Source organism: Shewanella sp. 1311, from assembly GCF_059338235.1.
Genome location: NZ_CM181686.1, coordinates 409,598 through 422,828, shown reverse-complemented (window position 1 = coordinate 422,828; position 13,231 = coordinate 409,598). Strand labels below are relative to the sequence as shown.

The window sequence follows — 13,231 nt, the reverse complement described above, 5'->3', positions numbered from 1 at the left end:
GCCCGTTGTTTGATTTCATTAGCGGTACAATAGTCATACGCAAAGCCGCACTTAACTCACCGTCAAAGCTGCAGTTTGTGTCCAGCGAACTCATCGCGTTTGCATGAGGTTGCACTCAGCGTAAAGGATATTTACATGATTTCTACCGTGTTAACCGACCGCGTCAGGGTTTTCCTCAATCGGTTTAGCCATCGACTTTGGGTGAAACCACTGCTTGTTTGCCTATTATCGATTGCAGTCGCCTTTGCCGCAAAATTGGCAGATGGTACTGAGCTTGTTGAGATTGCACCTAAGGTGTCATCGGCCTCCATCGAGGCGCTGTTATCCGTCATGGCTTCCAGCATGCTGGTTATCGCCACTTTTTCCGTGGGTTCTATGGTCTCGGCCTATGCTTCGGCGGCTAACACGGCAACACCACGTTCATTTATTTTAGTTGTCGCCGATGATGCCTCTCAAAATGCGCTATCGACCTTTGTTGGGGCATTTATCTTCAGTATTGTGGCACTCACTGCGGTTAAAAATGATTACTTTCAAACGGCAGGTCTGTTTATCCTCTTCCTGCTGACCACGTTTATTTTTGGCATGGTGATCTTTACCTTTGTACGTTGGGTTGATCGCATTGCCCGTCTTGGCCGCATGGCAACCACAATTGAGAAAGTTGAAAAGGCGGCGGCCGATGCCCTGACACGGCGACGCAATACCCCACATCTTGGCGGCGTTTCTGTGCGTCCCCAAGCGCGTGGACGAGCCGTGTACGCGGCTAACGTCGGTTATGTTCAGTACATTGATATTGCTGCGATGCAGCGCTGGGCAGAGAAAAACGAGGTGCGAGTCGTGATTGCAGCCTTGCCGGGCACGTTCGCCACGCCCAATCGACCATTGGCATACATTAGCGCCGATGGTGCGGAGCAGACTGAGATTGATTGCACCTGTGTTGCCGAGTCATTCCAGATTGGCGATACCCGTCTTTTTGACGACGATCCGAGATTTGGTCTAGTGGTACTGTCGGAAATCGCTGGCCGCGCCTTATCACCTGCGGTCAATGACCCTGGTACGGCCATTTGCATTATAGGCACACTGGTACGGCTGTTTACCCTATGGGGTGAACCCGCGGCAGTTGATGACAAACCCGCGCCAGAGTGCGATCGCGTAGAAGTCCCTCACGTTTGTGTACAGGACATGTTTGATGATGCGTTTACCGCCATAGCCAGAGACGGCGCGGGAGTGGTGGAAGTCGCTGTACGGCTACAAAAAGCGCTTGAATCGTTAGCATCCAGTGGTGACGGGGAAATACGCGCGGCGGCCGAGTACCACGGGCGGCTGGCACTTAAGCGTTCACAAAAGGTGCTTGATATTGAAGAGGACTTACAAGCCGTACAAGACGCCGCCAAGTTTGCCGAGTCAGCAGCTTCGTCTAACACTTAACGAGACATTTATTATCTCATCGTGCTGTGTATCCGTTTGTTGTTTCTTTCTATTCTGTCAGCACTTTTTGACATTCGGTTTACACACTAGATAAGCGCAATCGATATAAATCGCACATCCTTGCCGATATTTTGACTAGACTTCAAACGTAGGGTTAATTCGAGGGGAAGACTATGGACTTAATTAAGATTCGTGACCATATGGATCGTCAGCCCGTGTTACTGCGCGCGAATATGTCGCTGGCGACCGCGGTCGAAAAGCTGTTAGATAATAATAAAATGGGTGCTGCAGTGGTTGATGATGCGGGCGATTTGGTGGGCTTTTTATCCCAGCAGGATTGTCTGGCTGTGATGATCAAGAGTAGCTATCACTGCGATATGACATCAGTGGTGAGGGACTGTATGCGCACTGAAGTGCTGTTTGTCGGGCCTGATGACAGTATTTTGCAACTTGCTGAACAAATGCTCGGGCCTAAACCTAAGGTTTACCCTGTGGTTGAACACGGTAAAGTGATAGGCACGATAAATCGTACTAATGTGCTCAAAGCGATGAATATCTATATGCAGCAATGTTATCTGTCACCGGTTTAATCTGAGCCGCTGTGGACATAATCTGACAGCCTTTATCCTGAGTGCAGAGTAAATTAGCAATACCATTGCGCCACTTTCCTTGCTAGGATCGCCGTTTTTGATGCTAGCAATGGAATTTGGATTTGAACTCAGACAAACATCCGCTATCGAACGCCTTTCTTAATCTTTGTTATCAGGCTGATGCGTCTAGGATCCGTCGTCGTTTATTTAAGCTCAATAAAGAAGCCGACTCAGATAAAAAGACCCAAGTCTTAGCCCAGCTGAGTGAGCAAGCGCAGGCGGCGTTTGAGAAGGTTGAGCAGCGCCGTAACGCTCGCCCTAAAATCCAATATCCTGAAAACCTTCCCGTTTCTTTGATGCGCGATGACATTGCGCGCGCGATTGCGGGCAATCAAGTGGTGATCATTGCCGGTGAAACGGGCTCAGGTAAAACCACGCAGCTCCCCAAAATTTGTTTAGAACTCGGCTTAGGTTGCCGTGGCATGATTGGCCACACCCAGCCAAGACGATTGGCTGCCCGCAGCGTGGCGAGCCGAGTTGCTGAAGAATTACAAAGCCCGCTCGGTGAAGTGGTCGGCTTTAAAGTGCGGTTTGCCGATGCACTTAAGAGTGACTCTTATATTAAGTTGATGACCGACGGTATTTTACTGGCGGAATTGACCTCAGATCGCAATCTCGATCAATACGATACCATCATCATAGATGAGGCCCACGAGCGCAGCCTCAACATCGATTTTATTCTGGGCTACCTTAAACAAATTCTTAAAAGACGCCCCGATCTTAAAGTCATTATCACGTCGGCGACCATAGACGTTGAGCGTTTTTCTAAGCATTTCAACAATGCGCCTATTATCGAAGTGTCGGGCCGTACCTTTCCGGTCGAAACCCGTTATCGACCATTAGTGCAAGATAGCGATGCCGATTTAGATCAAATCGAAGGCATTTTTGCCGCCGTCGATGAGCTGGTGGCCGAAGGGCTGGGCGACATTTTGATTTTTATGAACGGCGAGCGGGAAATTCGCGATACGGCCGAGCAATTGAGCCGACGTAATTACCGCGATACCGAAATTTTGCCGCTGTACGCACGTTTATCCTATGGCGAGCAGTCCAAAGTCTTCAGTAGTCACAGAGGTCGGCGGATTGTTCTAGCGACGAACGTGGCGGAAACCTCGCTGACTGTGCCGGGCATTCGCTACGTTATCGACCCAGGTACAGCGCGTATCAGCCGTTATAGTTATCGCACTAAGGTGCAACGTTTACCGATAGAACCTATCTCGCAGGCGAGCGCCAATCAGCGCCAAGGCCGTTGTGGTCGTGTGGGACCGGGTATTTGTATTCGTTTGTACGATGAGGCGGATTTTAATAATCGTCCGGCGTTTACCGATCCTGAAATTCTGCGCACTAACTTGGCATCGGTCATTTTGCAGATGCTCGCCATCGGTTTGGGTGATATCGGCGGCTTCCCATTTATCGAGCCACCCGATCCACGCCATATCCGCGATGGTTTCTTGCTGCTCGAAGAATTACAAGCGGTTGAGAGCAAACACGGCAAGCTAGTATTGACGCCACTTGGGCGTAATTTGGCGCAAATTCCTGTGGATCCGCGTTTGGCGCGTATGGTGGTTGAGAGTCAGCAGTTAGGTTGTTTGAACGAAGTGCTGGTGATTGCTGCGGGCTTATCAATTCAAGATCCCCGCGAGCGTCCGATGGAGAAGAAGCAAGCCAGTGATGAAGCCCATCGCCGTTTTGCCGATCCCAGTTCCGATTTCGTTAGTTGGATAAATCTGTGGCAGCACTTAAAAGATCAGCAAAAAGAGTTATCTGCTAGTCAGTTCCGTAAAAAATGCCGCGATGAGTATTTGGCCTATTTGCGCGTTCGCGAGTGGCAGGATTTATACGCCCAGCTTAAACAAGCTGTACACGATTTAAAATGGCGCTTAAACGATACGCCCCCAAGTTACGATACCTTGCACCGTGCGCTGTTGTCGGGCTTGTTGAGCCATGTTGGTTTTAAAGATAACAATAACGAGTATTTAGGTGCGCGTAATCGTAAATTCTTTGTGTTTCCCGGTTCGCCGTTGGCCAAAAAAGGCCCTAAGTGGATCATGGCCGCTGAGCTTACCGAAACATCGCGCTTATTCGCTCGCTGCTGCGCCAAAATCGAACCCGAATGGCTAGAGCCCTTAGCGGCGCATTTGATTAAGAAAAGCTATGTAGAGCCCCATTTTGAGGCAAAACCTGGCAGCGTTATCGCCCTTGAGAATCAAGTGCTCTACGGCTTGACGGTTGTACACCGTCGCAAAGTGCAATACGGCCCCATCGATCCCGTTGAAGCGCGTGAGATTTTTATCCGCAGCGCTTTGGCAGAAGGGCAGTTGCAAACCCAAGAAGCGTTTTTTGTCGCTAACCAAAAGCTGCTAGAAGACATTGAATCACTTGAGCATAAATCCCGTCGCCGCGATATTTTGGTGGACGAGCAAGTGTTGGTGGACTTTTACGAGCCGCGGATCCCCGAGGGGATTTACAACGCCCAGCTGTTTTTTGGCTGGTGGAAGAAGGCCAAGCGCGAGCAACCGGATTTACTCGATTTCAGCAAAGCGTTGTTAATGCAGCGCAATGCCGACCATATTTCGACCTTGGATTTCCCCGATACATGGCACAAGGGCAATTTGCGCCTGCAGCTGAGTTATCACTTTGAACCCGCTGCGGCGGATGACGGCGTGTCGGTGCACATTCCGGTGGCGCTGCTCAATCAAATCGACGATAGCGATTTTGATTGGTTAGTGGCGGGGCTGAGGGAAGAAAAGTGCATCGCGCTGATCAAATCTTTGCCTAAGAGTTTACGACGTAACTTTGTGCCCGCGCCTGACTATGCCCGCGCCTGTGTGCAGGCCATGGTGCCTTTTAGTGCCAGTTTGCTTGAGGCCATGTGCAAGCAATTATTGCGCATGAGTGGCACGCGTATATCGCCGGAAGATTTTGATTTAACGCAACTGCCTGCGCATTTGCAGATGAACTTTAAAATCGAAGACGATAAAAACAACTTAGTGGCCGAAGGTCGGGTGCTCGATACCTTAAAAGCCGAGTTGCAGGGCGTGGTGGCGAAGGCCATTCGTCAGGTGGCGGATAAAGGTATAGAGCAAGAAGCGTTAACTGAGTGGTCCTTTGGCGATTTGCCGCAGCAATATCAGCAGCAAAAAGGCAATTACCAAGTACGGGCGTTTCCGGCGCTGATCGATAAAAAAGACAGTGTTGCGATCAAATTATTTGATGATGAATTTGAAGCCTTAGATGCTCATCGCCAAGGTCTGCGACGCTTGTTGCTGTTAAACATTCCATCACCGGTAAAACATTTACAGCAAGCTTTGCCGAATAAGGCGAAATTGGCGATGTATTTCAATCCCTTTGGTCAAGTTCAGATCTTAATTGATGACATAATTGCCGCCGCTGTACAGCAATTGTTGGATGAAAAAGCCCTCGATGTGCGTAATCAAGCCCAATTTGAGCAGGCAAAGGATTGGGTTCGCCAAGAACTCAACCCGACCGCAGAGCAAATTGCCCTGAAGGTTGAGCAGATTTTGACCTTATATCAGAGCATTAAAAAGCGTCTCAAGGGCAAAATTAGCTTAGATATCGCCTTTGCTATGAGTGATATTCAAAGCCAATTAGACAAACTAGTGTTTAAAGGGTTTGTCGAATCCTGTGGCTGGAATCGTTTAGCTGATGTGGCGCGTTACTTAAAAGCGATTGAAATCCGTGTCGAGAAGTTACCTGTCGATCCAACTCGCGACCGTTTGCATATGCAGAGTATTAACAAGGTGCAGGAAGCATTGAATGCACAATTGGCGAAAGTGCCACGTTCTATGCCGACACCGCCCGCGTTAATTGAAGCGCGCTGGATGATTGAAGAGTATCGCGTCTCCTGTTTTGCGCAGGTGTTAGGCACGGCTTATCCGATATCGGAAAAACGCATTTTGAATCATATCCAACAGGTCTAATGGTTTGATTTAAGTGTTCAGTTGAATACCTTGGTTGGTTTAAAGGGCTGAGTACACTAATGCGAGCCATCATCGAGCAGACAAGCGTGTAAAAATACCTTCGCGAAAAACCGAGTAGAACTAACCTTTTACTCGGTTTTTTATTTCCCTAAATTCCTGCTATTTGAACGATATACACGTCAGTGATGCGCCGCGAATTGCGCCATGCACTGTGCTTTAGCTTTAGCCTCATCTCCACTCCTGCCCACGTAATCTTGTTATCTTCTGCGGTAAAACACTCACCTCCGACATTACTCAGTTATTCATCGATAAAACTGCTGTGCGGCGCTTAGTCAGTCTTAGTGGCTATCTTGGCTTGATGCCAGTCATGCTTTTATAGCGATTTTCTTACTTTTTAGATCAAGTAGTTAACTCTCGTACTTTCAAACCTTCCTACCATCTACTCCTTTATGAATACCCAGTGTTTTTTGGCGACTTTTTCGGGATGTTCTCGCGGTAATTCTTCTATTTTAGCCACTTTCTAATCTTTAAACCTATTCAACTTACTAAGTTGTAATCTTCAAAAGCGTTTGAAAACTGAGATCTGACTAATACTCGCAGAAAATTGATGATCTGGATCAAGCATCATCCGCTTTACCAATTTGGAGGTATACATTTTGTTAACAACTAAAAGGTATGATCGCTTCGTGATCCAAAGATGCAATAGATATACATAAAACTTGCCGCGGACGCTTGTCCCAACGCGCAACGTGGCAGGAACACACCTCTTGGAGGATGCATGAGTGCTAGCACCGCAGAAGAAAAATCCCTAGAACTGAAAATCTTTATCTTTTTAACCGTGTTTCTCGCGCCGTTATTGTCTGTGCTGCTGGTCAGTGGCTTGGGCTTTGCAATTTGGTTTAGTCAGATTTTGACTGGACCACCGGGAGTGGGTTAATCGCTTTATTATCAGAATATTAAATAAAGAGTGGAATGTCGGATGAGCAAAGAACTCCATATCACCAGTTTAGTGGTGCAGGTCTTACCGCAGAAAATGGCAGACGTTAGACAAGAGATCATGACCATTGAAAATGCCGAACTTTCCGTCAACAACGAAGTGAAGTTGGTCGTGGTCATCGAGGGCGAGACTCAGCGCGCCTTGATGGACAGTATAGAAGCGATCAATGCCATTCCGGGCGTGTTATCCGCCACTATGGTTTACCACCAGAGTGAAGTGCTCGAAGAGGGTGAAGAATGAATATGAACAGACGTGACTTTATTAAGGCTAATGCGGTGATTGCCGCCGCAGGGGCCGCAGGTTTAGCTTTGCCCGCAGGCGCAAGCAACCTTATTACCAGCTCAGAACAAACCAAATTAGAGTGGAACAAGGCGCCGTGCCGCTTCTGTGGTACAGGCTGCTCTGTGATTGTCGCTACCCGCGACGGCAAAGTGGTCGCCACCCATGGTGATGCCAACAGTGAAGTGAACCGTGGTCTTAACTGTATCAAAGGCTATTTTCTGTCGAAGATCATGTACGGCAGCGATCGCTTAACCACGCCCATGCTGCGAATGACGGATGGCAAGTACGACAAGCACGGTGAGTTTTCGCCGATAAGCTGGGACAGCGCCTTCGACATCATGGCGCAAAAGTGGAAAGAAACCATTAAAGCCAAAGGGCCAACGGCAGTGGGCATGTTTGGCTCAGGGCAATGGACTGTGTGGGAAGGTTACGCCGCGGTTAAGTTGATGAAGGCGGGCTTTGGTTCAAACAATATCGACCCTAATGCACGCCATTGTATGGCTTCAGCCGTGGTCGGGTTTATGCGTACCTTCGGTATCGACGAGCCTATGGGCTGCTATGACGATATGGAAGCCGCCGATGCATTCGTGCTTTGGGGCTCGAATATGGCTGAGATGCACCCGATCCTGTGGAGCCGAGTGACTGACAGACGCTTGAGTGAACCCCATGTCAAAGTGGCTGTGTTATCGACTTTCCAGAACCGCTCCTTCGATCTGGCGGATATTCCGATAGTGTTCACCCCGCAAACGGATTTGGCCATGTTGAACTTTATTGCTAACTACATTATTCAAAACGATAAAGTAAACTGGGATTTCGTTAAAAAGCACGTGAATTTCCGCCAAGGCACGACTGATATCGGCTACGGTTTACGTCCGACTCATCCCCTTGAGCAAAAAGCTAAAAATGTGAAAACCGCAGGGGATTCAACGGCAATTGATTTTGAAGCCTTCAAAGCCTTTGTTGCCGAATATACCGTCGAGAAAGTCAGTAAACTGTCTGGGGTGCCAGAAGATAAACTGATCGAATTGGCTAAGTTATATGCCGATCCCAATGTCAAAGTGACGTCGTTCTGGACCATGGGATTTAACCAACATACCCGTGGTGTGTGGTGTAATAACCTGATTTACAACATCCATTTGTTAACAGGTAAGATTTCAACCCCAGGTAACAGCCCATTTTCGCTGACCGGTCAGCCATCGGCCTGTGGCACGGCACGTGAAGTCGGGACTTTCTCCCATCGTCTACCCGCCGACATGGTGGTGACCAATCCCGAGCACAGAAAACGTGCCGAAGAAACGTGGAAAATTCCAAGCGGCATCATTCCGCCCAAACCCGGTTATCACGCCGTTGAGCAAAACCGCCGCCTTAAAGACGGTGACTTGAACTGCTATTGGGTACAAGTGAATAACAATATGCAGGCGGGTCCGAATATCAACGAAGAAGGGTTGCCGGGCTATCGTAATGCCGAAAACTTTATCGTGGTGTCCGATGCTTATCCTACCGTCACCACCCAAGCTGCCGATCTGATTTTGCCCACTGCGATGTGGGTTGAAAAAGAGGGCGCTTACGGTAACGCCGAGCGCCGTACTCAGTTCTGGCATCAAATGGTGCAAGCGCCGGGCGAATCGCATTCGGATCTGTGGCAGTTGATGGAATTTGCGAAACGTTTCACCACAGATGAAGTGTGGCCCAAGGATGTATTAGCGGCGAACCCTGAGTTCAAAGGTAAAACGCTTTTCGAAGTCCTGTATCAAAATGGCCATGTCGATAAGTTTCCGTTGGCCGATGCCGATCCTAAGTATCTGAACGATGAAGCGAAACATTTTGGCTTCTATGTGCAAAAAGGTCTGTTTGAAGAGTACGCCTCCTTTGGCCGTGGTCATGGCCATGACTTAGCGCCGTTTGATGCCTATCATGAGGCCCATGGTCTGCGTTGGCCTGTGGTCGATGGCAAAGAAACCAAGTGGCGTTTCCGCGAGGGGAGCGATCCTTACGTGACAGCGGGCACAGGCTTTGAGTTTTATGGTCATCCCGATGGCCGTGCGGTGATCTTTGCGCTGCCCTATGAGCCCGCCGCCGAGTCGCCAGACGAAGAATACGATATTTGGTTATCAACGGGCCGAGTGCTGGAACATTGGCACTCAGGTTCTATGACCCAACGTGTGCCTGAGCTTTATCGCGCTTTCCCTGATGCCGTGTGTTTTATGCATCCAGAAGATGCCAAGAAGCGCGGTCTGCGCCGTGGCGATGAAATTCGTGTGGTGTCACGCCGTGGTGAAATTAAGACCCGAGTTGAAACCCGTGGCCGTAACAAACCGCCTGTGGGCTTAGTGTTTGTGCCTTGGTTCGATGCTAGCCAGCTCATTAATAAAGTCACTTTAGATGCGACAGATCCCTTGTCAAAACAAACTGACTTTAAAAAATGTGCGGTGAAGATCGTCAAGGTTTAAGGAGAACACGATGAAAACTCTACAATTAGTCTCAGCGATCGGTTTACTGGCATTCGGTTCATTGATGATGACGAGCGTATCTGCCGCCAGTATTCCCGACGAAAAAATAGCGACCCTGCGACAAGCGCCAATTGATGTAGAACCGACGCCGCCGGCGATGCAAAACGTGCGTAATACCGATGTGAAGGAAGTGCGCAGCTACCCCATGCAGCCGCCTGTGATCCCGCACAAGATCGACAGTTATCAGCTCGATCTTAAAGTGAACAAATGTATGGCCTGTCATGCCCGCAACCGCATTGGGGAATCCCAAGCACCTATGGTCAGCGTCACGCATTTTATGGATAGGGATAATAACTTCTTAGCCACATTATCGCCGCGCCGCTATTTCTGCACTCAGTGTCATGTGCCGCAGTTGGATGCCAAGCTACTGGTCGAAAATGACTTTGTGGACATGGAACATCTGATCAAAGCCAACACTGAGCAGAAAAAACACTAGGAGTTAGCATGTTAGATAAACTGAAAAAAATCTGGCAGGTACTTAATCGTCCGAGTGTGCATTACAGTTTAGGTTTTTTGACCTTAGGTGGCTTTGTGGCTGGAGTGATTTTCTGGGGCGGCTTTAACACTGCCCTTGAAGCGACCAACAAGGAAGCCTTCTGTATCAGTTGCCATGAAATGGAAAACAATGTCTATCAAGAGTTACAGACGACAATTCACTTCACTAACCGCAGTGGTGTGCGGGCAACGTGCCCTGACTGCCATGTGCCGCATAACTGGACCGATAAAATCGCCCGTAAAATGCAGGCATCTAAGGAAGTGTGGGGTAAGGTTTTCGGTACGATTAACACCCGTGACAAGTTTGAAAGTAAACGGCGTGAACTGGCTGAGCATGAGTGGGCGCGATTAAAGGCCAATGACTCGCTCGAGTGCCGTAACTGCCATAACTTCACTTACATGGACTTTACCCGCCAATCACCCAGAGCGGCGCAGATGCACTCAACGTCACTGGCGAGCGGCGAAAAGACCTGTATCGATTGCCACAAGGGGATTGCTCACCATCTCCCCGATATGGCAGGTGTGAAGGGCTTTTAATCTTAAACAGAGTAAGACCTCGTGTGGCTTAGCGTGACTTAGTCTCGTGTTACTTCTTGATATTGCTTAGTGTTACTTAAGGTTAGTTAGGCATCTCCAGCCAAAGGCCAAGCATACCTGCTTGGCCTTTTTATTGATTGTAATGGCAGCACGGCATTGCGACTTCACTTGGTACTTGGCATGCTGAGATAACGTTCAAGCGATTGATTTTGTTTATGAGTGCCTGACGGGGTTTTATTCAGTTCACTGCACAGGATACAATCGACAGAGAATCATTATTGGGTGATAGAGGTCATTGTGGAAAGGCCGCTATGGAAAATGCTATTACGCAGGAGGCGATGATGAATGAACAACTTGAAAAACTCTTAGAAGACATCGGTTTTATGAGCCCGAGCTTGCTTGAAATCGTGCAGGGCGTGCGCCAAACCGTTAACGCCACTGCCGCCGTATCCTCGCTCGATATCTCTGAAACTGTTAAGTACGGTGGAATACTCTTTAGCGCGAAGAGCGCTTTTGGTGGGGTGTTCGCCTATAAACAACATGTGTCATTGGAGTTTAGCTTGGGCGCAAAACTTAGCGATCCACACAAGGTACTCGAAGGCAGTGGCAAATTTCGCCGCCATATCAAGTTAACTTCAACTGATGATATTACTGCCAAACACGTGGCGGAATATATCACGCAGGCGCTGCATCAAGAGGATAAGTAACAAGCGAATGAGTGGCTGTTTCGCCTTATGATGTTAGGTAATAGTGTTAGGTCGTGATGATAATTTATGGTGCTAACTCATGGTATTAGCTCAGAGTATTAGCTAAGCATGCTAGCAAAAGCGCAGAAACAAAAAAGAGCTGAATATTCAGCTCTTTTTTTGTTTTGCTAAGGCTCAATAGCGACGCCTTAGGTTATATTCTAATGTTGAGCTTGTTACTCCCCAAAGAGTCACAAGCCCAATCAAAAGGATATTAGAAGTTCGCAGTGCGCGGTGCACGTGGGAACGGGATAACATCACGAATGTTGTTAACGCCCGTCACGTAAGACACTAAACGCTCAAACCCTAGACCAAAACCTGCGTGTGGCACTGTGCCATAACGGCGCATATCACGGTACCACCAGTAATCTTCTTGGTTCAGATCCATTTCGGCTAAACGCATATCCAGCACGTCTAAACGCTCTTCACGTTGAGACCCACCGATGATTTCACCGATACCTGGGGCTAACACGTCCATCGCGGCAACTGTTTTACCGTCATCGTTTAAGCGCATGTAGAAGGCTTTGATATCTTTCGGATAGTTCTTCACTACCACAGGGGCTTTGAAGTGTTCTTCGGCTAAGTAACGCTCGTGCTCAGAAGATAAGTCGATACCCCAAGACACTGGGAACTCGAAGGTTCTGCCACAGTTTTGCAGAATTTCAACCGCATCTGTGTAATCCACTTGTGCAAAATCGCTTGAAACGAAAGATTGCAGACGGTCGATCACTGTCTTATCAACGTGCTGGGCGAAGAAGGTTAAATCGTCCATACGCTCAGTCAATACGGCATTGAATGCGTATTTCAACATAGCTTCGGCAAGGCCAGCGATGTCGTTTAAGTTAGCGAAGGCCACTTCAGGCTCAACCATCCAGAATTCCGCTAAGTGGCGGCTAGTGTTTGAGTTTTCAGCACGGAAAGTCGGGCCAAAGGTATACACTTTTGACAGTGCACAGGCGTAGGTTTCAGCGTTCAACTGGCCAGATACGGTTAGGAAAGCTTCTTTACCGAAGAAATCTTTATCGTAATCGACTTTTCCTGCATCAGTACGTGGCAGGTTTTCCATATCTAAGGTCGATACGCGGAACATTTCACCGGCACCTTCACAGTCAGAGGCGGTGATAAGTGGGGTCGATACCCAAATAAAGCCTTCTTCGTGGTAGAAGCGGTGAATCGCTTGGGATAAACAGTTACGCACGCGGGCAACGGCACCAATAATGTTAGTGCGTGGGCGTAAGTGAGCTAATTCGCGTAAATGTTCAATCGAGTGACGCTTAGCGGCCATTGGGTAAGTGTCTGGATCATCAACCCAGCCCGCGACTTCAAGTTCAGTCACTTGCAGCTCAAATGCTTGACCTGCGCCTGGAGATTCCACCACGTCGCCTGTCATCACAACAGAACAACCCGCAGTCAGCTTTAACACTTCGTTGTCGTAATTATCTAAGCTATTGGGCACGACACCTTGGATAGGATTAAAGCAAGAGCCGTCATAAACAGCTAAAAAAGAGATGCCGGCTTTAGAGTCACGACGGGTTCTGACCCAGCCACGAACTGTGACTTTAGAACCGACGGCGTGCTCACCTTTAAATACAGATGCGACAGATGCGATGCTCATTGTTGCTTAATTCTCCAACGAAACGTTTTATATGAA

General features: G+C 48.5%; 10 protein-coding genes. 9 read left to right on the top strand and 1 reads right to left on the bottom strand.

Annotation, left to right across the window (positions count from 1 at the left end; all coding sequences use genetic code 11):
• Nucleotides 1–135: 135 nt before the first annotated feature.
• The 9 genes from AC5YB3_RS01940 to AC5YB3_RS01900 all read left to right on the top strand — a co-directional run bounded on the left by AC5YB3_RS01940 (nt 136) and on the right by AC5YB3_RS01900 (nt 11,541).
• A complete protein-coding gene (locus AC5YB3_RS01940) occupies nt 136–1,425 on the top strand; it encodes a DUF2254 domain-containing protein (protein ID WP_494526446.1) in 1,290 nt (429 codons plus the stop codon).
• Nucleotides 1,426–1,598: 173 nt separating this feature from the next.
• Nucleotides 1,599–2,015: a CBS domain-containing protein gene (locus tag AC5YB3_RS01935; RefSeq protein ID WP_494526445.1), complete on the top strand. Its 417-nt coding sequence runs from the start codon at nt 1,599–1,601 to the stop codon at nt 2,013–2,015.
• A gap of 122 nt (nt 2,016–2,137) precedes the next feature.
• The gene (gene hrpA, locus AC5YB3_RS01930; protein ID WP_494526444.1) at nt 2,138–6,013 is read left to right on the top strand and encodes an ATP-dependent RNA helicase HrpA; all 3,876 of its coding nucleotides are present in this window, start codon (nt 2,138–2,140) and stop codon (nt 6,011–6,013) included.
• Nucleotides 6,014–6,791: 778 nt separating this feature from the next.
• Nucleotides 6,792–6,950, top strand: coding sequence for a nitrate reductase (locus tag AC5YB3_RS01925; protein WP_006081405.1), 159 nt, complete (start codon nt 6,792–6,794; stop codon nt 6,948–6,950).
• A gap of 42 nt (nt 6,951–6,992) precedes the next feature.
• On the top strand, nt 6,993–7,250 hold the full coding sequence (locus AC5YB3_RS01920) for a chaperone NapD (RefSeq protein ID WP_012089026.1): 258 nt from the start codon (nt 6,993–6,995) through the stop codon (nt 7,248–7,250).
• A gap of 2 nt (nt 7,251–7,252) precedes the next feature.
• Nucleotides 7,253–9,742 carry a nitrate reductase catalytic subunit NapA gene (gene napA, locus AC5YB3_RS01915; protein WP_494526443.1) on the top strand — a complete coding sequence of 830 codons (2,490 nt, stop codon included), beginning with the start codon at nt 7,253–7,255 and terminating at the stop codon, nt 9,740–9,742.
• Between the two features lie 10 nt (nt 9,743–9,752).
• Entirely contained in the window at nt 9,753–10,238 is a 486-nt protein-coding gene (locus tag AC5YB3_RS01910) for a nitrate reductase cytochrome c-type subunit (protein ID WP_494526442.1), read from the top strand.
• Between the two features lie 8 nt (nt 10,239–10,246).
• Entirely contained in the window at nt 10,247–10,834 is a 588-nt protein-coding gene (locus AC5YB3_RS01905; protein WP_006081409.1) for a cytochrome c3 family protein, read from the top strand.
• Between the two features lie 341 nt (nt 10,835–11,175).
• Nucleotides 11,176–11,541 carry a DUF1801 domain-containing protein gene (locus tag AC5YB3_RS01900; RefSeq protein WP_494527213.1) on the top strand — a complete coding sequence of 122 codons (366 nt, stop codon included), beginning with the start codon at nt 11,176–11,178 and terminating at the stop codon, nt 11,539–11,541.
• A 253-nt stretch (nt 11,542–11,794) separates the two neighbouring features.
• On the opposite strand, the gene asnS is transcribed toward AC5YB3_RS01900, so the two are convergent.
• On the bottom strand, nt 11,795–13,195 hold the full coding sequence (gene asnS, locus AC5YB3_RS01895; protein WP_006086433.1) for an asparagine--tRNA ligase: 1,401 nt from the start codon (nt 13,193–13,195) through the stop codon (nt 11,795–11,797).
• Nucleotides 13,196–13,231: the final 36 nt, after the last annotated feature.